The 24,900-nt window shown below is 68.3% G+C and carries 20 protein-coding genes; 11 read left to right on the top strand and 9 right to left on the bottom strand.

What is annotated here, in order from left to right; translation table 11 throughout:
* The first annotated feature begins 476 nt into the window (after positions 1-476).
* The 3 genes from MCBMB27_RS13485 (at position 477) to MCBMB27_RS13475 (ending at position 3,125) form a co-directional block, all read left to right on the top strand.
* Positions 477-1,457 carry an aliphatic sulfonate ABC transporter substrate-binding protein gene (locus MCBMB27_RS13485; RefSeq protein ID WP_075380668.1) on the top strand — a complete coding sequence of 327 codons (981 nt, stop codon included), beginning with the start codon at positions 477-479 and terminating at the stop codon, positions 1,455-1,457.
* A gap of 8 nt (positions 1,458-1,465) precedes the next feature.
* Positions 1,466-2,245, top strand: a complete 780-nt coding sequence (locus MCBMB27_RS13480; protein ID WP_236952970.1) for an ABC transporter permease — start codon at positions 1,466-1,468, stop codon at positions 2,243-2,245.
* 97 nt (positions 2,246-2,342) lie between these two features.
* Entirely contained in the window at positions 2,343-3,125 is a 783-nt protein-coding gene (locus MCBMB27_RS13475; RefSeq protein ID WP_075380667.1) for an ABC transporter ATP-binding protein, read from the top strand.
* Between the two features lie 42 nt (positions 3,126-3,167).
* On the opposite strand, the gene MCBMB27_RS13470 is transcribed toward MCBMB27_RS13475, so the two are convergent.
* From MCBMB27_RS13470 to MCBMB27_RS13460, 3 genes are all read right to left on the bottom strand, one after another.
* Positions 3,168-6,335: an efflux RND transporter permease subunit gene (locus tag MCBMB27_RS13470; protein WP_053610601.1), complete on the bottom strand. Its 3,168-nt coding sequence runs from the start codon at positions 6,333-6,335 to the stop codon at positions 3,168-3,170.
* Positions 6,328-7,437: an efflux RND transporter periplasmic adaptor subunit gene (locus MCBMB27_RS13465; protein WP_170861883.1), complete on the bottom strand. Its 1,110-nt coding sequence runs from the start codon at positions 7,435-7,437 to the stop codon at positions 6,328-6,330. Before MCBMB27_RS13465 ends, MCBMB27_RS13470 begins: the two co-directional genes overlap by 8 nt.
* Positions 7,438-7,630: 193 nt before the next feature.
* Positions 7,631-8,029 carry a hypothetical protein gene (locus MCBMB27_RS13460; RefSeq protein WP_043351879.1) on the bottom strand — a complete coding sequence of 133 codons (399 nt, stop codon included), beginning with the start codon at positions 8,027-8,029 and terminating at the stop codon, positions 7,631-7,633.
* A gap of 417 nt (positions 8,030-8,446) precedes the next feature.
* Between MCBMB27_RS13460 and MCBMB27_RS13455 the strand changes: the two genes are divergently transcribed.
* Positions 8,447-9,796, top strand: coding sequence for an O-antigen ligase family protein (locus tag MCBMB27_RS13455; RefSeq protein ID WP_236952969.1), 1,350 nt, complete (start codon positions 8,447-8,449; stop codon positions 9,794-9,796).
* Positions 9,797-9,940: 144 nt separating this feature from the next.
* Positions 9,941-10,627 carry a glycosyltransferase family 25 protein gene (locus MCBMB27_RS13450; protein WP_374701326.1) on the top strand — a complete coding sequence of 229 codons (687 nt, stop codon included), beginning with the start codon at positions 9,941-9,943 and terminating at the stop codon, positions 10,625-10,627.
* Positions 10,628-10,973: 346 nt separating this feature from the next.
* On the opposite strand, the gene MCBMB27_RS13445 is transcribed toward MCBMB27_RS13450, so the two are convergent.
* Together MCBMB27_RS13445 and MCBMB27_RS13440 are read right to left on the bottom strand one after the other, a co-directional pair.
* Positions 10,974-11,501, bottom strand: a complete 528-nt coding sequence (locus MCBMB27_RS13445; protein ID WP_236952967.1) for a hypothetical protein — start codon at positions 11,499-11,501, stop codon at positions 10,974-10,976.
* Entirely contained in the window at positions 11,498-13,642 is a 2,145-nt protein-coding gene (locus MCBMB27_RS13440) for a M48 family metallopeptidase (RefSeq protein WP_236952966.1), read from the bottom strand. The genes MCBMB27_RS13445 and MCBMB27_RS13440 overlap by 4 nt, the downstream gene beginning before the upstream one ends.
* Positions 13,643-14,729: 1,087 nt before the next feature.
* On the opposite strand from MCBMB27_RS13440, the gene MCBMB27_RS13435 reads away from it, so the two are divergent.
* Positions 14,730-15,062: a hypothetical protein gene (locus MCBMB27_RS13435; RefSeq protein ID WP_075380665.1), complete on the top strand. Its 333-nt coding sequence runs from the start codon at positions 14,730-14,732 to the stop codon at positions 15,060-15,062.
* Between the two features lie 772 nt (positions 15,063-15,834).
* On the opposite strand, the gene MCBMB27_RS13430 is transcribed toward MCBMB27_RS13435, so the two are convergent.
* Both MCBMB27_RS13430 and MCBMB27_RS13425 read right to left on the bottom strand, forming a co-directional pair.
* Positions 15,835-16,068: a hypothetical protein gene (locus MCBMB27_RS13430; protein WP_043385796.1), complete on the bottom strand. Its 234-nt coding sequence runs from the start codon at positions 16,066-16,068 to the stop codon at positions 15,835-15,837.
* 264 nt (positions 16,069-16,332) lie between these two features.
* A complete protein-coding gene (locus tag MCBMB27_RS13425) occupies positions 16,333-16,698 on the bottom strand; it encodes a hypothetical protein (protein WP_075380664.1) in 366 nt (121 codons plus the stop codon).
* A 444-nt stretch (positions 16,699-17,142) separates the two neighbouring features.
* Between MCBMB27_RS13425 and MCBMB27_RS13420 the strand changes: the two genes are divergently transcribed.
* The 5 genes from MCBMB27_RS13420 (at position 17,143) to MCBMB27_RS30365 (ending at position 20,875) form a co-directional block, all read left to right on the top strand.
* Complete coding sequence (locus MCBMB27_RS13420) at positions 17,143-18,462, top strand: cation:proton antiporter domain-containing protein (RefSeq protein WP_075380663.1); 1,320 nt, start codon at positions 17,143-17,145, stop codon at positions 18,460-18,462.
* Between the two features lie 109 nt (positions 18,463-18,571).
* Complete coding sequence (locus MCBMB27_RS13415; RefSeq protein ID WP_075380662.1) at positions 18,572-18,751, top strand: hypothetical protein; 180 nt, start codon at positions 18,572-18,574, stop codon at positions 18,749-18,751.
* A 3-nt stretch (positions 18,752-18,754) separates the two neighbouring features.
* The gene (locus MCBMB27_RS13410; protein ID WP_075380661.1) at positions 18,755-19,972 is read left to right on the top strand and encodes an acetate/propionate family kinase; all 1,218 of its coding nucleotides are present in this window, start codon (positions 18,755-18,757) and stop codon (positions 19,970-19,972) included.
* A 16-nt stretch (positions 19,973-19,988) separates the two neighbouring features.
* Positions 19,989-20,492 carry a hypothetical protein gene (locus MCBMB27_RS13405; RefSeq protein ID WP_075380660.1) on the top strand — a complete coding sequence of 168 codons (504 nt, stop codon included), beginning with the start codon at positions 19,989-19,991 and terminating at the stop codon, positions 20,490-20,492.
* A 128-nt stretch (positions 20,493-20,620) separates the two neighbouring features.
* Positions 20,621-20,875, top strand: a complete 255-nt coding sequence (locus MCBMB27_RS30365) for a F0F1 ATP synthase subunit epsilon (protein ID WP_174695257.1) — start codon at positions 20,621-20,623, stop codon at positions 20,873-20,875.
* On the opposite strand, the gene ppk2 is transcribed toward MCBMB27_RS30365, so the two are convergent.
* Complete coding sequence (gene ppk2, locus MCBMB27_RS13395; RefSeq protein WP_075380659.1) at positions 20,827-21,669, bottom strand: polyphosphate kinase 2; 843 nt, start codon at positions 21,667-21,669, stop codon at positions 20,827-20,829. The two genes, MCBMB27_RS30365 and ppk2, sit on opposite strands and share 49 nt — an antisense overlap.
* 44 nt (positions 21,670-21,713) lie before the next feature.
* Entirely contained in the window at positions 21,714-24,896 is a 3,183-nt protein-coding gene (locus MCBMB27_RS13390) for an efflux RND transporter permease subunit (RefSeq protein ID WP_075380658.1), read from the bottom strand.
* Positions 24,897-24,900 lie beyond the last annotated feature (4 nt).

Genomic DNA, 24,900 nt, shown 5'->3' with positions numbered 1-24,900 from the left:
GTCGGACGCAGGGCGTCTCGCTGGCCTGAATGGGCGCCGAGAAGGGTCGGAGAACCGCAGTGGCATCGCCGGTCCGTTCAAGCGCAGAATATTCTCGTGCCGTCGCAAAATGACGAACATTCTTGCTTTCATCCAGCAAAGTAGAGAAAGCCGTTTCGTTGACTCCTTGGCCGACCGACAGGATCTTGTATTCACTGTCACGGTAAGGGCAGCGCAGGGAAGATGAAGACGCATGGGCGGTCCGGTCGTGTCCCCGGGACGAACAGGGACGCCGTCCGGATCGGGTGGACGGTTCGCGCTCGAACCTCGCCGCGGTCCGAAAGACCCGTCCGGCTGATCTGCCGCCGCTGCTGACTCCCCGAACGCGGCCGCCTCGAAGGAACAGGCTCGGATCGCACCGCGAACCGGGACCTGTGCTACGGCGCCGCAGACCGAACGCCTCCCGCCGCACCCACTTCAGACGCCAGGCCCGATTCATGATCCCGAACCGCCGATCCCTCCTGGCCGCCGGCCTCGCCCTGGCGTGCCTGGGCAGCCTCTCGTCGCGCGAGGCCCGGGCCGAGGATCCGAAGGAGGTCCGCCTGGACTGGGCGACCTACAATCCGGTCGGCCTGCTCCTGAAGGAGAAGGGCTTCCTCGAGGAGGCGCTGGCGCCGCGGGGCATCAAGGTCCGCTGGGTCCAGTCGCTCGGCTCCAACAAGGCGCTCGAATTCCTGAACGCCGGCGCCATCGATTTCGGCTCGGCGGCCGGCGCCGCAGCCCTCGTGGCGCGGATCAACGGCAATCCGATCAAGGCGATCTACGCCTATTCGCGCCCGGAATGGACGGCGCTCGTCACCCGCAAGGACAGCGGCATCGCCAAGCCCGCCGATCTCAAGGGTAAGCGCGTCGCCGTCACCCGGGGCACCGATCCGCACATCTTCCTGATCCGCGCGCTCCAGAGCGCCGGCCTCACCGAGCGCGACGCCAAGCTCGTGCTGCTGCAGCATCCGGACGGCCGGACCGCCCTCGACCGCGGCGACGTCGATGCCTGGGCCGGCCTCGATCCGATGATGGCGGCCGCCGAGATCGAGAACGGCGACGTGCTGTTCTACCGTGATGCCGCCGCGAACACCTGGGGCCTGCTGGACGTCCGGGAGGAGTTCGCGACGGCCCATCCCGACCTCGTCCGGACGGTGATCGCCGCCTACGAGCGGGCCCGCGCCTACGCGCTCGCCAACCCCCAGGCCCTCGCCGCGTCCCTCGTTGCGGCCACGAAGCTGCCCGAGCCGGTGATCGCCCGTCAGCTCGAGCGGACCGACCTGTCCCAGCCGGCGATCGGCGCAGCCCAGGCCCAGTCGATCAAGGCGGCCGGAACAGCCCTGCAGCAGGCGGGCGTGATCCCGGCGGGTACCGACGTGGCCGCGGCCGTCGACGGCCTGCTCTACGCGCGCTTCAATCCCGTCGCCGGACAGTGAGCGGCAGCGTGCCGCTGCTGCGGCGGGGCGGCCGCGCGGGTTTGGGGCTTCTGTTGCCGCTCGTCGCGGCGATCGGTTGGGAGATCGCGGTGGCGACGGGCGCGGCCTCCGGACGGCTGCTCCCGCCGCCGAGCCGGATCGGCGCGACCCTCTGGGAGCTCGCGGTGTCGGGCGATCTCTGGCTTCACGTCGAGGCGACCCTCGTGCGGGTCGGCCTCGGCTTCCTGTGCGGAGCGGCGGCCGGGATCATCGCGGGTGCCCTCGTCGCGACGATCCCGCTGCTGCGCTGGCTCGTCGATCCAAGCCTGCAGGCCCTGCGCGCCGTCCCGTCTCTGGCCTGGGTGCCGCTCTTCATCCTGTGGTTCGGCATCCTGGAGACGCCGAAGGTGCTGTTGATCGCCGTGGGCGTGTTCTTCCCCGTCTATGTCGGCGTCTCGGGGGCGATCGCCTCGGTGGACCGCAAGCTGGTCGAGGTCGGGCGGATCTTCCGCCTGTCCCGCCTTGCTCTCGCCCGCCGGATCCTGTTGCCGGCCGTGCTGCCGGCGACCCTCGTCGGGCTGCGCACGGGGCTCGGTCTCGGCTTCCTGTTCGTCGTGGCGGCGGAACTGATGGGCGCCTCCGAGGGCCTCGGCTATCTGCTCGTGGACGGCCAGCAGTTCAGCAAGCCGGATCAGATCGTGGCGGCGATCATCGCCTTTGCCCTCGTGGGCAAGGCGGCCGACATGGCCCTGCTGACGCTGACACGGCCCCTGACCCGATGGCAGGATACCGTGCGGGACAGCCTGTGACCGCAGGATTGGGGCTGACGCGCGGCGCGGAACCGGGGACGGTCCCGCGCCGCGGTTCCAATCCGATCCCCATCCCGCGACCGCGCGAGAGACGCCCGTGCTGACCGTCGACGACCTCTCCAAGACCTATGCCGACGGCACGCGGGCCCTGTCGGGCATCGACCTGTCGGTCCAGCAGGGCGAGATCGTCGCGCTGATCGGCGGCTCGGGCTGCGGAAAGACGACGCTGCTCCGGCTGATCGCGGGGCTCGATCAGGCGAGCCAAGGCGCCGTGCAGGTCGACGGCGAGACGATCCGCGCGCCCCATCCGAGCGTCGGCGTCGTGTTCCAGGAGCCGCGGCTGCTGCCCTGGCTCGACGTGGCCGGCAATGTCGGCTTCGGCCTCGCCGACCTCCCGCGGTTCGAGCGCCGGGCGCGCGTGACCCATGCTCTGGAGCGGGTCGGCCTCGCCGAGCACGGTGGCCGCTGGCCCCGGGAACTGTCCGGAGGCCAGCAGCAGCGCGTGGCCATCGCCCGGGCCTTCGTGGCGCGGCCGCGGGTCCTGCTCCTCGACGAGCCGTTCTCCGCCCTCGACGCCTTCACCCGGAAGGGATTGCACGAGCAGCTCCTCGATCTCTGGGCCGAGTCGAAGCCGACGATCCTGATCGTCACGCACGACGTCGGAGAGGCCGTCACCCTGGCCGACCGGGTGGTGGTGATGCGGCCGCGGCCGGGACGCCTGGACGAGACCGTGCCGATCGGGCTCGCCCGGCCGCGCGAACCGGTGGCGGCGACCTACGAGGACGCCGTGCGCCGCGTGCTGGCCGCCCTCGATCACTCCCTGCGCCCGGCCTCGGCCAACCGGCCGGCCGCCCCCGAGACCCGCGCGAGCTGGTGGTAGGACCAGCGGCGACCTGCGGCGCGAGGCCGGATCGGCCCGCCGTCAGGACCCGATCGCGGTCAGCTCCAGATCCGCGGGATCCACGCGCCGGAACCGGGCGAAGCGGAGCGCCAGCACCGGCAGGATCAGCAGGTTCAGCACCGTCGAGGTGACGAGGCCGCCGAGGATCACGAGCGCCATCGGGCCCTCGATCTCACGGCCGGGCTCGCCGGCGCCGAGCGCCAGCGGCAGCAGGCCGAGACCCGTGACCAGGGAGGTCATCAGGATCGGCACCATCCGGTCCGCGGCGCCCTCCGCCGCCGTGGCCGCGTCCCAGGATCGCCCGTCCCGGGTGACCATCTGCTCGTAATGGGCGATCAGCATCACGCTGTTACGCAGCGAGATGCCCGACAGGGTCACGAACCCGACGATCGAGCCGAGCGACAAGACCCCGCCGGTCAGCGCCGCCGCGGCCACGCCGCCCACGAAGGCGAAGGGCAGGTTGACGAGCACCAGCAGCAGGTTCGCCGCCGAACCGGTCACGATGGCGAGGAGCACCACGATCCCGAAGCCGGCGAGCCCGGCATGGACGAGGAGGTCGCGGCGGGCGGCCGCCTGGGCCTCGGCGGCGCCCGAGAAGGTCACGTAGACCCCCTCGGGCAGCCGAACCTCGCGGGCGATCTTGCGCTTGGCCGCCGCCACGAATCCCGCCAGATCGCGGTCGGCGACGTTGGCGGTCACCGCCTGCACGCGCTGTGCTCCGAGATGCTGCACTTGGTATCGGCCGGCGCTCTCGTAGACGTCGGCGACCTGCGACAGGCGGACATAGCGCCCGCCGGGGGCTCGCAGGGGCAGGTCCCCCACCGCGCTGAGGCGATCCCGCACGCGTGCGTCGAGGATCACGAGCACGTTGAACACGGCGTTGCCGCGATAGGTCTGGCCCACCGTGTCGCCCTGGTAGGCGGTGCGCACCGCCTCCAGCACCTCCACGGGATCGAGGCCCCAATGCCGCAGATCCACCGGGCGCAGCGCCACCGTGACCTGCGGCAGCCCGGCGGGCGAGGCCTGCTGGACGTCCCGGGCGCCCTTCACCTCCGAGAGTTCCTGCGCGACCGAGCGGGCCGCCGCTTCGATCCGGTCGAGATCGCTGCCGATCACGTTGACCACGACCGGTGCGGTGAAGCCCGAGACGGTCTCCTCGATGCGCTCGGTCAGGAAGGTCTTGAGCGAGAAGGCCGCCCCCGGGAAGCCGGCGATCAGCGTCCGGATGCCGGCCTCGACGCGGCGCTGGGCAGCCCCGTCGAGGCCGGGCTCCAGATCGATGTGGATCTCGCTGTAATGCGGCCCGGCGGTATCCTCGGCGGCCTCGGCGCGCCCGATCTGCGCCGCCACGGCGCGCACGCCGGGGATCTCCTTCAGATCGCCGGTGATCAGGGTCCCGAGCCGCTGCGATTCCTGCAGGGAGGTGCCGGGAATGGCCACCATGTGCAGGATCATGTGTCCCTCCTTCAGGTCGGGGAGGAACACCGCTCCGAGGGTCGGCAGGATGGCGGCCCCCGCAAGGGTCACCAGCAGCGCGCCGGCCATGGCGATCCGCGGCACCCGCCCGATGCCGGCGAGCAGCCGCAGATAGGCCGCCCGGCTCCAGCGCACCACCGGCGGGTCGGGCGGAGCGGCGCCCGCATGGCGCGTCAAACGACTGCCGAGGAGCAGGATCGCGAGGGCCGGCGTGACCGTGAGCGCGACCAGAAGCGAGGCGACGACCGCCGCGATGTAGGCCAGCGCCAGCGGACCGAACAGCCGGCCGGCGACGCCGGTCAACGCGAGGATGGGCAGGAACATCAGGATCACCGCGAGCGTCGCGTAGGCGACCGACGTCCGCACCTCGAGCATCGCGGCCAGAACCACGCGGGGGATGCTGCGCCGTCCGCCCCGCGCCTCCCGCAGGCGGCGGGAGACGTTCTCGACGCCGATCACCGCGTCGTCGACCACCTCCCCGATGGCAAGGGCCAGCCCGCCCAGCGTCATCGTGTTGAGGCTCTCGCCCCAGGCTTGGAGAACGAGCGCGGCGGTGATCAGCGACAGCGGGATCGCCGCTGCACTGATCACCGCCGCCCGCCAATCCGCCAGGAAGACGAGGAGTACGATCATCACCAGCACGCCGCCCAGCGCCAGCGCCTGGATCACGTTGCCCGTGGCGACATCCACGAAGTTCGCAGGCCGGAACAGGTCCGCCCGCAGGCTCACGCCCTCGCGCTTCAGAACCGGGCGCAGCTCGTCCAGGGCCGCCTCCAGGCGGGCCGTCACGGCGCGCGTGTCGACGCCCACCTGGGCGCCGACCATCAGCAGCACGCCGGGCTTGCCGTCCACGAGGGCCGCGCTGATCGCCGGCTCCGGGGCGGCCGTGACGGTGGCCACATCCGAGAGCACGACGCTCGCCCCGCCGTCGTTGTGCAGCACGATCTGTCCGAGCGCCTCCGGCGTGAGGGACTGCCCCTCCGTCCGGAGCAGGACACGCTGGTTCGGCGTGTCGACGAAGCCCGCCCCGCGCACGCCGGTCCCCTTTCGGGCGGCCGCCAGGACGTCGTTGAGGCCGATCTGGAAGCGGATCAGGTCGTCGGAGCGGACCTGAACCTGCAAGGCGCGCACGCCGCCGCCATAGAGCGAGACCTGGGCGATGCCGGGCACCGCCTGGAGCCGCCGGCGCACGGTCCATTCCGCGATCTGGCGCAGGTCCATGGCGTCGCGGGCCTCGGCGGTCAGCCCGACGAGGAGGACGGTGAGCGTCGAAGAGGTGAGCGGGGTCATGGCGGGGGCTGCCACGCCGTCGGGCATGCGGCCGGCCAGCGCCGCCAGACGCTCGTTGACCCGCTGGCGGATCCGGTCAACGTCGCTGCCGGGCCTGAACGCCGCGGTGATCACCGACAGGCCCTGGATCGAGGTGGAGCGCAGGGTCTCCAGGCCCGGCAGGCCGCCGACTGCCACCTCGACGGGCTGCGTGACCAGCACCTCGACCTGTTCGGAATCGAGGCCCGGTGCTTCGGTCTGGATCGTCACCGTCGGCGGCGCGAACTCGGGGAAGACATCGTACCGGGCCCCCGCGAGGACGTAGAGCCCGAAGACCAGGACCGCGCAGGCCAGCGCGAGGACCACCCGCGGCAGGCGGACGGCGAAGCCCACGAGTGCGGCCTGCAAACCGCCGCGGCCGGCTGCAGGGGAGGGCTCAGTCATCGTCGTCGCCCACGACGCGGATGCGGCTCTTCATCTCCTCCGAGAGGAGCGCCTGCGCCCCCCGCAGCACGATCTCGCTGCCGTCCGGCAGGTCCTCGACGACGAAGGCATCGGCCGACATCGGGGCATCCGGCCGGACCGGATGGCGCACGTAGGCGCCGTCGCCGGTGCCGCGATACACCCAGGTGCCGCCCTCTCCGTGGACGACGGCATCCTCCGGCACGAGGACGCCCTTGACCGCGCGGGACGCCGGCAGGAACGCCATCGTGCTGGTGCCGGGCAGGAGGCCGCTCTCGCCGGAGACCAGGTAGAAGAAGCTCTGCCCTTGGATCCGCGGATCGGTCCGCGTCGCGGGCGAGACCGGCCGGAGGGCAACCCGCGCGCTCTGGGGCGGCACCTCTGCGAAGGCGGCCTGCGGCGCTTCGGGAAGCGTCTCCCCGGGCGGTAAGGTGACCTGCATGAGGAAATCGGTCCGCTCGATCAGGCGCGTCACCAGCGGAGACCGCTCGATGATCGCCTTGCCGAGCACCGAACCCCATTCCTGGCGCGCCGTGGCGGCGAGCGTCCGCAACTGCGACTCCGCCACCGTCATCGACGCCTGATCGGTCAGGAGCGTGCCCTCGGCGGTTTCGATCTGCGCCACCGCCACCACGCCGGCGCCCAGGTTACGGGCCCGGCGGGCAGCACTGGCCGAGACTTCGACACGGGCGCGCGCCGTCTGGAGCGCCGCGACGGCGCCCGCATAGCTGTTGGTGAGTTCGGTGATCCGGGCGAGGTCGAGGACGCTGCCGTAGGCGGTCAGCTCCTGCCGGTGAAGCACGGCCGGCCGTGACTCGGCCACGAGCCCGATCCGCGCGCGCTCGATTGCCGTCAGCCGCACCACCGTCCGTCCATCCTCGACGGCGGTGCGCGGCGCCGGAAGCTGTGCCGCTGCAGGTGGACCATCGCGCCAATCGGGGACGAGCGCCGTTGCCCGCGCCCGCATCTCCGCGATGATCGGGCCCGCATCCGCCCGCAGCCTTTGGCCCGGTGGCGTGACGGCGAGACCGGCCGCGGCGAGCACCATCCCTCCGATGAGCAGCATCGCCCGGCGACCACCCACGTCGCACTCCTCCCTTAACCTCGATTGCCGAATCTACCCGGTTTCGATGCCAGATACACCCGAACTTGGCCGGTTCAAACCGGATCGCTCGATCGGGAGCCCGGGTTCGCCGCGGCCGGAGGACAGGAACGAAAAAGCCCGCCTCGACACTGCGAAGCGGGCTTTCATAGAGCGGGAAAGGGTACGGTTCGGATCAGCAGCCGTCGTCGGAGACCGGAGCGGTCTGCCTGTCAGCAGCGGCCTTGTTCATGGCGCCCACCGTGCCGGGCGAGGCGGGCTGCTGGCCACCGGCCAGATTCGCGGCAGCCGGGTCCGTCGACTTCGACTTCGCGCCCGCATCGGTCGGGGCCTGCCGATCCGCGGTCTGCGTCGCGCCGGCGTTGTTCATGGCGCCGACCGTGCCGGGCGAGGCGGGCTGCTGGCCGCCGGCCAGATTCTTGCTCGACTTGTCGACATCGGAGCTGTTCGGGTTGGAAGCCTGCTGATCAGGGGTCTTCGATTTTGTGGTTCCAGTGCTGCACGGGGCCGCGAAAGCGGGACCGGCAGCGACGGCCAGAAGCGCAACCGCGCCCGCCAGACGTGAGACCTTCATCAAACGCTCCTCCAAGATTCAACGAACGTCCAAGTGCCTAATCGTCCCATGAGTTCCGTGCCGATTGTCTAAGATCTTCAAAACGGTCGGGTCCGATCGGGACATCTGCGCGTTTGACGTGCCCCGAGCTGGTGAAAACAGACCTTCGTCGCAGGGGGGCGCGCATGGGTCGCCCCGCCGGGCCTGGGTGCGGCATCGTAACTCGGGCGGTGCTGCCGGAGCGTGATCCGGCGTCGGTTCGGTCGATCGGAGGCGTCCGCCGCGCGAGCCGCCCCTACCTCGTTTGGCCGAGTTCAGCGCCCGCATCGGTCGGGCTAGCGTCGGATCGCGAGGGGCCGAGTCCGCGGCTGCGTCGGGCCGTAGAGGGCTCGCGCGTCCGAGATGGCACCGCCTCATCCGGGGACCCGAGATCGAACGATGGCGTTTCCACGCGACTTGGCCACCCTCGAAACCGGACATGCGGCGGGCGTGGCGTGGTCACCGTTCGGCCCGTCCGGCGTCGGTCCTCGCTGGAACGGCGCGGCGCGCGACGAAGGCGCGACCGATGCCATGCCGAAGCTCGGCGTCGCCGCCATCCCGTGGATCGCCCTGTTCGTCTTCGCGCCCGTGATCGGCGAGCAGATCAAGCTGCCGGGTCTCGAAAGGCTGATCTGGGCCTGTGCCGATCTCGCCGCCCTGGTGTTCCTGGTCCTGCGCCGCGACCTTGCCGCGACCCTGTTCGGAAGTCGGTTGCTGCTGCTGACTTGGCCGCTCCTGGCGATCGTGTCGGCTCTGTGGTCCCTGACACCCGGCCTCTCGGCCTATTACGGATTGCAATTGCTCGCGACCATCGTGGCCGGCATTGCGCTGCGCACCACGATGGGTCTGTCGCGCATTATCCGGATTGTCTTCCTGGGTCTTCTGTTCGCTCAGATCCTGTCGGCCATCCTCACGGTCGTGGCCCCGAGCCTCACACGCGGGATGAACGGCGACTGGGCCGGCATCTATTCACATAAGAACGTTCTGGGCTCCATGGCGAGCTTGCAGATCCTGTGCGCAGCCTGCCTGTTCCTCCGGGGTTGGAACCGACTCCTCACCGCTGTGGGGTTCGGCCTCGCGCTGGCGCTTCTCGTGGCAACCCACTCGGCCACGGCGCTGGTGGCGGCGATGGTGGGACTGGCGCCCCTTGCCGCGATCTTCGCGTGGCGGCAGGGCAAGCACGTGACGGGCTTCTGCCTCGGCCTCGTCATCGCACTCGCGGGCATTGGCATTGTCGTGCTCGCCGCGCGAGGCGCAGACATCTCGGCGAGCCTGCTCTCCGACCTCGGCAAGGACAGGACGCTGACGGGCCGTACGATCCTCTGGCAGTTCGGACTCGATCAATTCTGGCGCGAGCCGCTGATCGGTGTCGGATACAGAGCTTACTGGGACAGCCCGCTCACAACGGCCGCATATCTGCATTTCGTGACCAAGCAAAAGCTTTGGTTTTTCCACAACAACTTCATCGACGCCATCGTCGCGTTCGGCATCGTCGGTCTCATCGTCTTTACGGTGACATTCCTCGATATGGGGCGCCGGGTTATCGCGCACTTCGCGCGCTCGTCCGGATATGTGGAGGCTTGGCCGATCCTGTTCATGAGCCAGCTCTGCGTCCTCATCTGCCTGGAATGCCCGCTCTTCATCAATCACGGTCTGCACCAACTCCTGTTCGCGGCGCTCTTGCCGGTCATGGGGTCAGGGAACGTCGCGGGGCGGATGATTCATGGGCGTGCGGCCTTTCGGGCTTGAGCCGTGTCTGACTGTGGCGGCGGGGCCTGGACGCGGGCACGAACTCCGTCGGCCCCCCGTCTCGTGAGCCGGCACCACACAGAGGTGAACACGATGTATTGTTTTGGAATTTCCTTGCGTCGTTTTCCGGAACGGCACGCGTACATCTCCCGTCATCTCGCCGCAGCCTGGGGGCCGGATTTCGAGGTTGCCGGGTACGAGGGCGCGGTCCCGGATCCGCGCGTTCCGCCCCCGCCTCATCTGTCGCCTGGGCAGATCGGCTGTGCGATGTCCCACATGGCCGCCTACGAACGCCTGATCGCCCGCGATCTGCCGTATGCGCTCATCGTCGAGGATGACGTCGTCCTGCCGCCGCAGATCCACGGGATCGTGGCTGGCATCGAGGCCGCCCTTCGACCGGGCGATGTCGTCTTGATGTTCAACTGGCCGAAGAACATCGGGGTTTTCAGTACCGTCGATGCCGTGCCGATCGGCAATCACCGCTTGTGCTTGCCCATGCAGATGAGCGGTCTCGGCTCCACGGCAGCCTATGTGATCACGCGGGAGGCCGCCGAGGGAATCCTGCGCGTCAATCGACCCGTCGTGGTCACGTCAGACAACTGGAACTATTTCTTCGAGAACGGCGCACTCACACGCGGTCGCGTGGTTTCACCGAATGTTGTCGCCTTGAAGCCGTTCGAGTCCACGATTTTCGTGTCCGGCTCGAAGCTCGGCGCATTCTTGAAGAGCAATGCCCTATTCAAACCCCTGCTTGCTGCGCGGCGCAGGGTCCTGACGGAAAAGATGCCCGTCAATATGACCTTCACGAACGAGATTTCACCCTTCGCGTGACATGAGCCGTACCCGAGCCCGGATCGGGTCGAAGGAAAATTCTACGCTGTCTTTACGATTTTAAGACTGGCTGCGCAGGCTGCCCGTCCGTCAAAAATATTTAAACAAATTCGTTTTATGTGCATTAATACTGGATGACCATACGTTTCAATGAGGGTCTGTCCGGGTCTGTCCGGGTCTGTCGCTCCACCTGTCCGCCGTGATGCGCGGCGGAAGCGTCCGCTCGACGTTCGCAGCCGGAGGCCGCCATCCGCCGCGGCGAAGACAAGCATCCTGTCCCGTCGACGGCTTGCGCAGCGGCAGCCCCCCTGATCGCCCGGTGTGGTTCGGCCGAGCGGTTTGCCGGTCACATGGCGACCCGGAAGGCCGCGCGCCCGTTGCGGATGATCGACACCAACGCTCCGACGATACAGGCCAAGATGGCTCCATCGATCACGAGAAGGGTGATGGTCCGATTCCATAACCGGTCGAGACCGAGATTTGTGGTGACGATATCGGGCCGCGCCGGGTCGGCCATCACCACGAGGTCGAAATTGGCGGCCTGCGGGCCGGAGAAGACGTAGTTCACCCGCCGTGTCGTGCTGCCCCGAGGCGTGGATAGCGTCAGTGTCGCATTGCAGATGTGGATGACGAGCTTGGCGTTGCACTTGCCATCTGCCACCCGTGCGCGCGGGACAGGCTGCGCCGTCTCGCGGACCTGCCAGTCCGAAATCAAGACAGGCGCCGTGTAGAGCGCGCTGGCTGCCAGGATGCCGCTGAACAGGACGAAGCCGAACAGCACTCCGAAGATCACGGTCCAGCTGGTGCGCTCCGATGGCAGCCGCAGGGTTTCCTCGGCCTCTGTCTTCGCAGGGGGAGTCATGGCGATCCTCAAGCAGGATGGGTTTCGAGAGGGACGGCGGGGGTCGCGATCGGCGCACGTTCGGCCAGAAGGCGGCGAGCCTGATGGGCCGCTTGATAGCGGGCGATCAGATCGGCGAAATCCTGCGGCTTCATCTTGCGCGGCAGCCCGACCGTGAGGGTCACGATGCGGCGCTTGGGGTCGAGCTTCACCGCGTGCCGGCCCGGTACCCGCTTCGGCCAGTCGGCGCCGGGCGTCAGCAACAGCCGCATTGCGATCCCGCCGCGGCTCAGCGTCATGTCGAGATCCGCGATGGCCGCCCAGGGTATCACGCGGTCGAGGCCCGGCGCCGTCAGCCCGGTCGGACTCAGGATCAATGTGATCGGCTCCCCCCGCGCCAGCACGAAGGCGCCGGCAACGCAGAAAACAGCAGCAAGGGCCAGCATCACGACCAGAATCGTGCGGGCCTCGTAAGGCGACAGGCCGGGGATGCGGACCAGCGCGAGCGGCAGCGCGGCGGCGGCGAAGAAGCCGCCACTCACCGCGAACGCGAGGCCGCGGGCACGGTGGCTGGCGCGCAGCACCCGATCCTCGGGACCGACTTCCGCGGCGGTGGCCTCCAGATGGGCGCGCGCGGCTGCCTCGCGCGCCTGGACTGCGCCAAGGAAGTCCTGCGTTGCGGCCCGGCACAGGCCGGACGGATCGGTGAAATAGGCTGCGAGCTGTTCGCGGGCGCGAGCCGGAGGCGGGGCTCCAGCGGCCGTCAGCAGGTCCGCATTGACCGCCAGGCCGAGGGCCGCGATGCGCTCGCGGGTCGGCGGATGGGTGTCGGTCGGGTGGGCCTGTCCGTCTTCGAGACGCGCTGCCGGGTCGTCGAGGCCGCGCGCCATCGCCCGGTCGAGAGCCGCCGCCACGAGATCGGAGGAAGCCGCGGCCGGCGCAGCGGCAGCGGTCCCCAGAACGTCCACGATGCCCGGACGCACGGCGCCGGAGCGGAGGAGCGCCCGGGCAGAGGCGGCGGACGAGGTCGCAGCCGCGCCGGCTGCATCGGCGGCGAATTCGCGCTTCCGGCTCCAATGGCGCACGGCAAGGTGAAAGCGCTCCATCACGAACAGGCCCAGCCGCACCGACGGTCCGAGCAGGCCGAGACCGCCGCGCTCGCGCTCCAGGAGCGCATCGAGGGAACGCCCGACGCCCGTGTAGATCGGCAGGAAGCGCTGACTGTAGGCGGTGTCGCCGCCGGCATAGTGAGCGAGTTCGTGCCCGATGATCGCCGCCGTCTCGTCCACGCGCATCAGGGCGAGATAGGGAAGCGGTACGTAGAGGATCCGGCCCTCGAGACGCGTGCCGCCCGGTTCGAGTACAGCCGGACCCGCGCTGACGAAGAAGCCCTCGGTGAGGCCGACGACCAGGGCCTCGGGCTTGAGCGCGCTCATCCGATCGGCAATCGCTTCGACGAGGCGCCAGAGACCCGGAGCTTCCGCCGGCGCGATCTGGCGCCCGAGGATCGGCAGAGGCTCGGGCTCGAAGGCAACAAGCGCTTGGCGCAGGCCGATCAGTGCGCCCCCCGCGGCGATGATCGTGCCGCCGGCCGCAGCGGCCGCGAGGCCCAGGAGCTTTGCGCCCCCGCCGGTGAAGCCGCCCTGGATGAGCAAGCCTGCCTCGAAGAGAACGATGGCGACGAAGCCTGCGGTCGCCGCGACGATCTGAGCGGCGAGCACGACGGGGAGCAGCCGCCGCACCAGCGAAAAGCCATGAACCAGCGTCTGGCGGGAGGTGCGTCCGACCTGCCCGAGCACACCGCCGACGACCAGGACGAGCAGGGAGAGCGTTGCCGCGATGCCGCCACCGAGGACCGCCACCGGCGGCAGAATGCGGCGCCAATCCATCACCGCAGCGAGGGTGCCGGCTTCGTCGCGGGCCTCGCGCGCCTTCACCACGGCGTAGGGGCCGCCATAGAGGTGGCCGTCGTGGCGGAACTGCAGGCGGAAATCGGGGCGCCCGTCCCGGGGAGCGCGGGCCTCCAGATCCGCCACAGCCGCGGCGAGGCGGTCATGCTCGGTCGCGAATTCCCTCCAATCGTCGGTTCCGCGCTGGCCCTGCCAGAGTCCGAGCAGCAGGATTGCGAGGGGCAGCAACACGGTGGCCGCGATGAGGCTCGCGAGGATGCGCATACGCGAGCGCTCTGGCAGGGACGTTTCCTCGGCGATGGCTCGCTCCTGAAGTGTCGTCGGCACGATGGCCGTGCGCCCAGCCAATAGGCTGGCCACGCGGATGATCAGTCAACGTGGAGACCGAGATTGGACCAGATATAACCATGATGAGAGGCAATAAAGATTGGGCGCAATCGATCTGATATCCGACATGGGTTCGGGATTTCTACCCAATCCATGAATCGCGTCAATAGAATGCTGCCGGGTTCAGTCGGATCTGCCGGCGCGTCCCGCCGGTGCGTGTCGGCGAACCTGGCTGCGGGCAAGGCCGTGATGAGCGCCGTCCAATCTCGCGCGTCTCGCGCTCCGGGCTCAGCTCCGGCTGTCGCAGATCCATTCGGCGCGGTCGGCCGGCGCGGTCATCGGATGCATTCCGAGCGGTCGGTCGGCCTGTCGGTCGGTCGATGTCGCGGGGCTCAGGCTGCCGGCTCGTCTGAATCCGACGGGTGGGCGGCGGCGCAGTATATTGAGAGAGATCAATGCTCAGCTGTGGTATCATGATCAAGGATGCAGCGATTGCGAGTTGCGACCCGGCGCGGCTGTTCAAGCGATCTGCGCCGCAGGGCGCTCAGGCCAGCTTCTCGCACGAGACCCGTCTTCTTCCGCCGCGAGGAGAACTCTTGATCATGGCGCCGAGCCGACACAGGCCCCCTCCGGAGTATCTGCCCGCACCCAGCCATTCCGCCGCGGCAGCGCAAGTCGACGTGTCGATCCAGCGCAGCCCAGGGTGAGGCCGGGGCGGGGAAGCGCGCGGGGTGGACGGGCACGGGCACGGCGCATGTGCGCCTCATCCTGCAGGCGCAGTTGCAGAGATCGTGGCGCTTCGCGCCGAAGACCTGCACGTCGATCGTCTAACAGAAGACTCTCCTGATACGGGAGAGAGCGGCCCGGCTTCGAACGGCTCTCGGCCGGCTCGTCCGAACCATCGACGGCACGCGTGCAGACGGGTTCGGGATATGCAATCGATGCAGTGTCGACGAATAAAGTTCGGTGCCGATCAGCACGAGAATATTTAGATCGGTTGCATATACAATAATCGGAGGGGTCCGTGACAGACAAAATTTCATCGTCTTTAGCCGACGTCGACCAGGCCGTCGTGCAGTCCAAAGCCGCCCGCGTCGGTGCCGACGTCTTGGCCCTATATCGCCAGCTTGCCGCGACGCTTCGACAGAAAGGCCGGTCCGAGGCAGCCGCCATGGCCCGTCTCTCTGATCCCACCGCGCGCGCGGCGCACCGGTGCGCCTTTCAGCTCTACGGTACCGCAGCCTCCGAACTCGACGATGTTATCGCGGATCTCCTCGCCAGCCTCGAACGGCCGTTCACGGAGGTCTCGACGGGTCCGATCCTGACCGTTGTGGTTGGTGACGGGACGGGCCCGTAGATCGTGAGCGCAGTGGCGCAGAAAGCAGGCCGCTGGCAGAGGCTGCGGTTTGGACGCGCGTCAGGTCGGCCAGGGCTCGAGCAGACGCCGCGGACAGGCCGGTCTCAAGCCGTGGGCGCAGAATGGTCTGGGTCTCGATGCTCGTCTCTGCGATCTGCGGGCGCGTTGCACTGGACAGGACATCTTGCAGACCGTGTGGTGTCTCGAGATTTTCAGCGGAGAAGTCCCACCCGCGGTGGGATCTGTTCGTGGGTTATCGGAATTCGTCGGTGCGCTATCGATCGGGCCTGCATTGAGGGGTGCTGCGTCTGAAGCAAACGGCATCCCTGCGCAGGGCCACGCCGCCTGATCGCGACCCGTCGCGCGCTGGTTGCGGGCGTGCGGGCGATCACGGAGCGACCGACTTCAATACGAAGGCGGGCGTGGGAAAGCCGGCTCGTGCCAGGGCTCTGAAGGCTCTGCAGACGGGACATGATCGGCGCCGTTGCCGCCAAGGCTTGTGCGACGCTCAAGCGCAACCCCGAGGGGCAGGCTCTCGATACAGGGCCGACGGGGCCGTCTCGATCACCCCCCGATAGCGGTGCGTCATCTCGAATGGTGCCGAACGGCGTTATGTCCGTGCTCGGCGATTGGGCTCAGCCGCTTGGGTGTGATGGCCGGCTCTCATTGCGCCGGTCCTATGCGCGCCCGGCATCTGACGACGTTCGATGTGCCGCAAAGTCCTGGTCGGCACAGATCATCGCCCCGGGGCGGTGCCCATCCTCCGCAGGGCTCAGGCGCAGACGTCGTGGAAAAGATAGAAGCCGAGGCGGCTATTCGCCTCCTGGGCCGCTTTGGACTGGAAACTGACCGGCCCATCCGACTTGCTGCGGACCGTGTAGCCGAATGCCCAACTCTCCGCGTCGAGGAAACTCGGAACCGGACGGTCCTCGCGCACGGCGCAGCACAGGCCAGGCTTATGCTTGCGGCAAAACACGTTGTAAGCGTCGCGCAGTTGCTCTCGCATCGGCAGGGCCCTCCCTCAGGATTGCCCTTTTGGCGGAAGACCGGCGTCCCAGTCGTTGATCCAGCGCAATGATCGAACTTTCGCCTCCCGAGCCGCCGGGAGGATCGACCGGATCCGCGTGCTTCGGCTCATGGGCCTCCCATACGGGCTACGCTTCCCTGTCGTCCGAAGTCGCGCCCTGCTTTCGCCGGACAGAAGATCGATTGCACGCGCTCGGTCGAGCGGGCCGCGCCGATGGCCATCGAGAACTGATCCATCCCCGTCTCACAACGGTGGAATGGCCCGAATGGTGTCTCGCGTACCCTGCATGGTCAGCACAGGGCCGACTTGGCTGAGAGTGGACACAGGAACGCCGATCTCTCCGCCTCCCAACAAGCGCCGGCGGGCGACGATCGCCAGGAGCGTGGTTCCGTCCTGCCCGACCCTAACTTCGCGGACGCGCCCGACGCGCACACCCTGATCGGCATAGAGATGCCGCCCGCGCAGCGTGGGCATCAGAGACGCGGCGTTTTCCTGGATCACGGAATTTCCGCGGTCCATGAGCGGCGAGCGAAGCTCCTGGGCGCTTGCCGTGCGCGCAAGCGCGATCAGAGCCAGCAGGCATATCCAGCCGGTATGATGTCGCGACATCTGACGCGCCTTCCTGGCTACGGGCAGACAGCGTTCCGACGCAGGCCCGGTGAGGCATTCGGATCGATCCGGGCTGCCCTCCCGCCATCTCGGCGGGGGCTGACCTCAGAGTGTCCGTCCTCCCGCCGTCGAAAACGCGGTCGATCCGAATTTTTCCGCACCGCGCTTGAAGCGGCACATTGCCAAATGAAACGATTCAAGCGGAGCCGGAATATCGATCGCGACTGGCTTATGAGGCTGATGAAAGAAACTTATTATCGTGTTTCACGCGAAATTTTTTAAGTCCAGTTCCTGCGCTGTCATTTTCAAATTGCGAAACAATTTTTCCCGCGCCTTGACCTAGATCAAATCATGTCCTCAATAAATACGCTTTCCGGAATGTCAAAACCGTAATCCGACAACGGTCACTGTCGCAAGACAACGGCGGCTCCATCGGTTTTGTTGATGTACCAGACCATCGCGGTCCTGTTCGCATTCGTCTTCGCCTACAGCCTCGTGGCGGTCCCTCTGGAGCGCAGTCCACTGGCCGGCGCCGTGATCTTCGCCGCCTTCGGTTTCGCTGCGGGGCCGGCTGGGTTGAGCATCATCACGGTGAACGCCGAGGCCCATCTTCTTCAACGGTTGGCCGAGTTCACGCTGGCCCTCGTGCTGTTCACGGATGCCGCCAAAGCCGACCTCGGCGTGCTGCGACGCTCATACGCGATCCCCGGCCGTCTCCTGCTCATCGGATTGCCGCTTACAATCCTGTTCGGTTTCCTGGTCGGTATCATTCTGTTCCCGGAATTGGGCTTCCTCGAATGCGCCCTTCTCGCGACGATCCTGGCGCCGACGGATGCGGCCCTCGGAAAGGCAGTGGTCACGAATCCGGACCTCCCGGGCCCGGTGCGCGAAGGGCTGAATGTGGAGAGCGGCCTGAATGACGGCATCTGCGTCCCGGTCCTTCTGATCTTCCTGACGCTCGCCGCTGGATCCGATCCAAGGCGGCCCCCGCTGGATCTTGCGGTCCACCATTTCGGCACGGAGATCGGTATCGGTCTCGTCGTGGGCGGCGGGTTGGCCGTTCTGGGCGTCGGGGCCCTGCGCTATGCCGGCAATCGCGGCTGGATCGACTCGGCTTGGCGGCAACTCCCCGCGGTGGCGCTCGCGCTTACGGCGTTCGCGGCCGCGCAGGCTCTGGGCGGCAGCGGCTTCATTGCATCCTTCGTCTGCGGCCTCGTCGCCGGTGGCATGGCGCGGCACCGCGTGGTCAAGCACGAGCTGCTCTGCGCGGCCGAGGGGGCCGGCGACGTCCTGGCCCTGTCGACCTGGGTGCTCTTCGGGGCCGTCGTGATCGCGCAGGTCCCGCAGCGGCTGACCTGGGCGGTCATCGTCTACGCGGTCTTGAGCCTCACCGTGATCCGCATGCTTCCGGTCTGGCTGGCTCTGACGGGCATGGGACTGAAGACGGACGGCAAGCTGTTCATCGGCTGGTTCGGTCCGAGAGGGCTCGCCAGCGTGGTCTTCGCCGTCATCGTGCTCGCGGCCGATCTTCCCGGACGTCAGGCTCTGACGACGACCGTCGCGGCCACCATCATCCTCAGCATCCTCGCGCACGGCTTGACCGCGAACGCGCTCACCGCAGCCTTCGCGCGCCGCGCCACCGCCGCCGATCCGGGGCAAGCCGGCAAGGCTCCTTCGGCCGGTCTTGAGACGGCCCCTGAACGGAGCGTCGCGCGCCGACAGGGGCCACATGCTGTCTCGGCCGATCAAGCGGGCGACCGCTGACGCCATACACTGCGGTGCGCTTCGGCGAGCAAGGGCGCCTGATCCTTGATCTCGCTCAAGGGGGCGCTGGCGAAGCGGCGTACTGTCTCTCCCGCCAGGAGAATTCACGATGCCGACTTTGGCTCCCGCACGGCCATCGTCTGACACGCGCCGCCACGAGAAGGACGATCGGCTGATCACGGCCGCGCAGGCGCTGCCGGAGCTTCGGGTGGCGGTCGCCCATCCCTGCGCCGTGGCCTCCCTGTTCGTCGCCGGGCAGCGGGCGGCGCGTCTGATGCCCAAGGTCTAGCCGATGACCCCGGTCCTGCTCGTCCTGAATGCGGGCTCGTCGAGCCTCAAGTTCCAAGTCTTCACCCTCGGCGATGGCGAAGAGCCGCAGCGTATCTTCCGGGGCCTGTTCGAGGGGCTCCGTGAAGCGCCCCATCTGCGGATCCGTGATCGGACCGGCACGACGGTGGCCGACGAGGACTTCGGCAGCGACGGGGCGTTCGGCCACGAGGACGCGCTCCTGCACGTGGCCGCCTGGATGCGCGCGCACAGTGGCGGCTTCGAGCTGGTCGCCGTCGGGCACCGGATCGTCCATGGCGGGATGACCTATTGCGAGCCCGTGCGCGTGACTGCGGAGGTCCTGGAGGCCCTGGAGCGCCTCGTGCCGCTGGCTCCCCTCCACCAGCCGCACAATCTCGAGCCGATCCGCATCTTTCGGCGGCGCTTTCCCGATCTGCCCCAGGTCGCCTGCTTCGACACGGCCTTCCATGCCGGTCAACCGGAGATCGCCCGGCTTTTCGCCCTGCCGCACGCGATGATCGAGGGCGGCGTGCGCCGCTACGGCTTCCACGGCCTGTCCTACGCCTACATCGCCTCCGTGCTGGCGGAGTATGATCCCGCCCTGGCGGCCGGACGCGTGGTCGTGGCCCATCTCGGCAACGGCGCCAGCCTGTGTGCGCTGAACCGCGGCGCCAGCGTCGCCACCACGATGGGCTTCTCCGCCCTCGACGGGCTGCCCATGGGGACGCGCTGCGGCAGCCTCGATGCCGGCATTGTGTTCTATATGCTCCGCGAGATGAAGCTCGGCCCGGCCGAGGCGGAGCGCATGCTCTACACGCAGTCGGGCCTGCTCGGCGTGTCGGGGATCTCGAACGACATGCGCACGCTGCGCCGCGTCGCGGCGCGCGAGCCCGATGCCCGCCGAGCCATCGACCTGTTCGTCTACCGGATCGGTCGTGAACTCGGCTCCCTCGTCGCCGCACTGGGCGGCATCGACGCTCTCATCTTCACGGCCGGCATCGGCGAGAACGACGCCGCCACCCGTGCGGAGGTCCTGCGGGGTGCCGCCTGGGCGGGATTCGAACTCGACGACGCGGCCAACGCCTCCGGCGGCCCCCGCGTGACCCGGGGGCCCGGGCCGACCGCCTGGGTCATTCCGACGGACGAGGAACTGATGATCGCGCGCGGCACGCGCGCCGTGTTGTCTCGGCCCAGGAGCAGCCGGCCGCAGCCGGCGCTTTGAACAACGGGAGCTTGCCATGGACGCCGTGAGAACCAGGTCGCCGGCCGATCTCGAACTCGCCGACGAGACCTTCATGTCGGCCGCCGAACTCGGTGCCTACACGGCCAAGTTGAAGGCCGCCAAAGCCATGAAGGCGCTGAAGGCCGAGGACCAAGCGAGCCAGGCGCGGGCCGAGCTGATCAAGACTCTGTCCAAGACCATCGAGCTCACGCCCGAGAAGGTCCAGGAGATCACGCGGCCTCTCCTGCACAAGCTCCGGGTCGCGGCCGAGCAGGGCAAGAACGAGTTGCTGGTCATGCGTTTTCCGAACGCGATGTGCACCGACAGCGGGCGAGCCATCAACAATGCCGAGGCGGACTGGCCCGACACCCTGACCGGGCGGCCCCGGCAGGCATACGAGTTCTGGCGCGAGCGACTGCGCCCCCTCGGCTATGGCTTGTCGGCGATGATCGTCGACTGGCCCGACGGCATGCCGGGTGATGTTGGTTTCTTCCTGACCTGGGAAAAACTCCACGTGTGATTCAGGACGCCCCGAGATGGCGATCATGACCGAGCAGCGGACACAGACCGCCACCTCAGCGGGTGAACGACCTGCGCTCCCGGATCTCTTCGCGTTGCTGAGCGCTGGCCGAGGTCACGGCGAAGCGGGTGACGATCCTGGCCGCGCGGGTCCTCTCCGTCGAGGAGCTGAACGGCGACCAGATCGACGCGGAGATCCTGAAGCTCCAGACGCAGCGGGATGCGACGCGTGACGAGGCGACGCGGGCCCGTTTCGATGTCTCGATCGCCCGGCTCGAAGAGTTCAAGGCCGCGCCCGGCTTTGAAGGGTCGATGTCCGGGCGCGCGGCTTCACCTCAGTGCAGTTCCGGAACGAAATGCCCCTTGGTGAGAGTGTCGTCGTAGGCCTTGTCCTTGAGGCGCTTCGGCAAGATCACGGCCTCGCGCTTCACTTCCTTGTAGGGGATCAGGCTCAGCAGATGGGCGATGCAGTTGAGACGGGCGCGCCGCTTCTCATCTGAGCGGACGATATGCCAGGGCGCCTCATCGATATCGGTCGCCGCCAACATCTCGTCCCGGGCGATCGAGTAGTCGTACCAGCGACTGTAGGACTCGAGGTCCATGGGACTGAGCTTCCACTGCCGGAGAGGGTCATCGATCCGGGCCAGGAAGCGGCGCTTCTGTTCCTTCCGGCCGACTTCGAGCCAGAACTTGATCAGCTGCGTTCCGCCGCCGACGATGAAGCGCTCGATCCGCGGACACAGATCGAGGAAGCGGCGATATTCAGCGTCGCTGCAGAACCCCATGACGCGCTCGACGCCCGCGCGGTTGTACCAGCTCCGGTCGAAGATCACGATCTCGCCGGCCGCCGGGAAGTGCTCGATGTAGCGCTGAATGAACATCTGGGTCTTCTGCCGGTCGGAGGGGGCCGGCAGCGCGGCCACGCGAAACATCCGCGGGCTCACCCGCTCGGTGAGCGCCTTGATCGTGCCGCCCTTGCCGGCAGCGTCACGTCCCTCGAAGACCACGACGATGCGCGCGCCGGATTTCCGGACCCAGTCCTGCAGATGGCAGAGCTGCACCTGCAGCGCGCGGAGTTCCCGCTCGTACGCCTTGCGCTTGAGCTTGGGCTGCGCCAGCCCCTCGTCGGTGGCTTCGTCGTCGGTCTCGGGCTCCTGTGCCCGCGTCGCATCGTCCATCACCGCCCAGCCCTCCTCATCCTGCCCGGCTCGACCGCGCACGGTCACTCGGCCGGCATGTGCTCCTGCGTTCCGGCCGGCTCCGCCGCCGCGTCGTGCCGCGTCCCGTTCCCGCCCAGAAGGCCCCAGGCCCGCTCACGCAGGCTCTGGAACAGCACGTAGAGGGGCGGGATCACGAAGATCCCGATGATGGACGCGGCGATCATTCCGCCGAACACGGGCGTCCCCACGTTGCGCCGCGCGAGTTGCGAGGCGCCGGCGGCGATGACCAGCGGAAACAGGCCGAGGATGAAGGCAAAGGAGGTCATCATCACGGGCCGGAAACGCAGGCGCGCGCCCTCGGTCGCCGCCTCGTGGAGCGGCACGCCCCGATCGCGCTGCTCCTTGGCGAACTCGACGATCAGGATGCCGTTCTTGGCTGCGAGTCCGATCAGCACCACCATGCCGATCTGCGCGTAGAGGTCGAGGGTGAGCCCGCCCCACACCATCGCCGCGTAGGCGCCCAGGATCCCGACGGTGACCGACAGCAGCACCGGGACGGGGATCGTCCAGCTCTCGTAGAGGCCGACCAGGAACAGGAATGCGAACAGGACGGCGAAGCCGAGGATGATCGCGGTCTTGCCCTCGGCCCGCTTCTCCTGGAACGCCGTGTCGGTCCACTCGCCCGCGAACCCCGCCGGCAAGGTGCGGCCCGCGACCGCCTCCATGGCGGCGAGCGCTTGGCCCGACGAGATGCCCGGCGCCGGAGAGCCCTGCACGGTGACCGCCCGCAGGTTGTTGTAGCGGATCAGCGCCGGCGGTCCGACCACGATCCGCGCTTCCGCGAGGGAGCGCAGCGGCACCATCTCGCCGTCCTTGTTGCGCACGTTGATGCGGTAGATGTCGTCGATCCGCGTGCGATCGGCGGCCTCGGCCTGGACCTGCACCTGCCACGTGCGGCCGAACAGGTTGATGTCGTTGACGTAATAGCCGCCCAGCGAGGCCTGCAGCGCCTGGAACACGTTCTCCAGCGGCACCCCGAGGATCTGCACCTTGTTGCGGTCGATGTCGAGAAACACCGAGGGGTTCGTGGCCGAGAACGTGCTGAAGACGCGGTTGAGCTTCGGCTCGTCGTTCGCCGCCACGATCAGCCCGCGCACGACCTGGGCGAGGTCCTTCGGATCGCCGCCGCGCAGGTCCTCCAGGACGTAGGCGAAGCCGCCGCCGGTGCCGAGGCCGATGACGGGAGGCGGCGCCAGGGGCACCACGGTCCCGCCCGGGATGTCCCGGAACTGACGGCTCAGCCGGGCGATCACGGCCGCCGCCCCGTCCGCAGCGCCGGTGCGTTCCTCGAACGGCTTGAGAGTCACGACCAGGAAGGCCGCGTTGCCTTGCGAATAGTTGTCGATGAAGTTGAGGCCGATCACCGATGTCGTGTCGGCGACCACGTGCTCCTGCCGCAGGATCGCCTCGGCATGCGCCACCACCTCGGCGGTGCGTCCCACCGCGGCGCCCTCGGGCAGCTGCACCACGACGAAGAAGGCGCCCTGATCGTCCTCGGGCAGAAAGCCGGTGGGCGTCATCTTGGCCAGCTGCAGCGCGCCGTAGGCGGCCGCGCCGGCGAGTACGAGCCCGATCACCGAGAAGCGCACGATCCGCGCCACCACGGCACCGTAGCCGTCGCGCACCCGGTCGATCGCCCGCATGACGACGCCCATGATCCCGCGGCGGGGACCCTGATGCGGCCGCAGAAGCACGCCGCACAAAGCCGGCGACAGGGTCAGCGCGTTGACGGCCGAGATCAGCATCGCGACCGCGACGGCGACCGCGAATTGCCGGAAGAGCTCGCCGGAGATGCCGGGGACGAAGGCGACCGGCACGAAGACCGAGAGCAGCACCAGGGTGATGGCGATGATCGGCGCCGTGATCTCGGCCATCGCCCGCTTGGTAGCCTCCCGCGGGGAGAGATCGGGATGCTCCTCCATCACGCGCTCGACGTTCTCGACGACCACGATGGCGTCGTCGACGACGATGCCGATGGCCAGCACCAGGGCGAGGAGCGAGACGGAGTTCGCCGAGTAGCCCACCGCCTTCAGGGCGATGAAGGTCCCGATCAGGCTCACCGGCACGGCGAGCGTCGGGATGAGCGTCGCGCGTAGGCTGCCGAGGAACAGGAACACCACCACGACGACGAGCACGAAGGCTTCGATCAGGGTCTTGCGGACCTCGCGCACCGTCTCGGTGATGAAGGTGGTCGGGTCGTAGGTGACTTTCCAGGCGAGCCCCTCGGGGAAGGACTTGGCCAACGCGCCGACCCGGGCCTGGACTTCCTTCAGGGTCGCGAGGGCGTTCGCGCCGGGGGACTGGTAGATCGCCACCACCGTGGCGGGGCTCCCGTTCAGCCGTGTCTCGCGGTCGAGATTGGCGGCGCCGAGCTCGATGCGGGCGACGTCCCCGAGCCGCAGCACGGACCCGTCCGGATTCGTGCGCAGGATGACGTTGCGGAACTGCTCCGCGGAGTTCAGGCGCCCCTGCGTCTGGATGCTGAGCTGGAGCTGCTGCTCGTCCGAAATCGGGCGTGCGCCGATCCGGCCCACGGGAGCCTGCACGTTCTGCGTGCGGATCGCTGCGATGACATCGCCCGTGGTCAGGTTGAGACCGGTGAGCTGGTCGGTCTGCACCCAGGCCCGCATCGCATAATCCTGCGGCCCCCACAGGGTCGCGTCGCCGACGCCGGGCGTGCTCTTGATGCGGTCGAGCAGGTTGATCGTCACGTAATTCGAGATGAAGAGCGGGTCCTGCATGGCTTGGGGCGAGTAGACCGCCAGCACGCCCAGCAGCGCGGAAGATTTCTTCTTGACCGTGACGCCCTGCTTGCGGACGTCCTCGGGCAACTTGGCCAAGGCGATCTGAACCCTGTTGTTGACGTTGACGGCGTTGATGTCCGGATCGGTGCCGAGTTCGAAGGACCCGGTGAGCGTGTAGCTGCCGTCGTTGCCGCTGACGCTCTTCATGTAGATCATCTTGTCGACGCCCACGACCTGAGACTCGATGGGCTGTGCGACGGTCGATTCCACCACCTCGGCGGAGGCGCCGGGATAGGTCGTCGTCACCGAGACCTGGGGCGGCACGATGTCGGGGTATTGCGCCACCGGGATGGTGAACAGCGCCAGCGCTCCGGCGATCGACGTGACGATCGCGATCACCACCGAGAGGCGTGGCCGGTCGACGAAGATCGCCGAGACCATGGCG

The sequence above is a fragment of the Methylobacterium phyllosphaerae genome, assembly GCF_001936175.1.
GTDB classification, from domain to species: Bacteria; Pseudomonadota; Alphaproteobacteria; order Rhizobiales; family Beijerinckiaceae; genus Methylobacterium; species Methylobacterium fujisawaense.
This window is presented reverse-complemented; position numbering and strand designations above follow the sequence as displayed.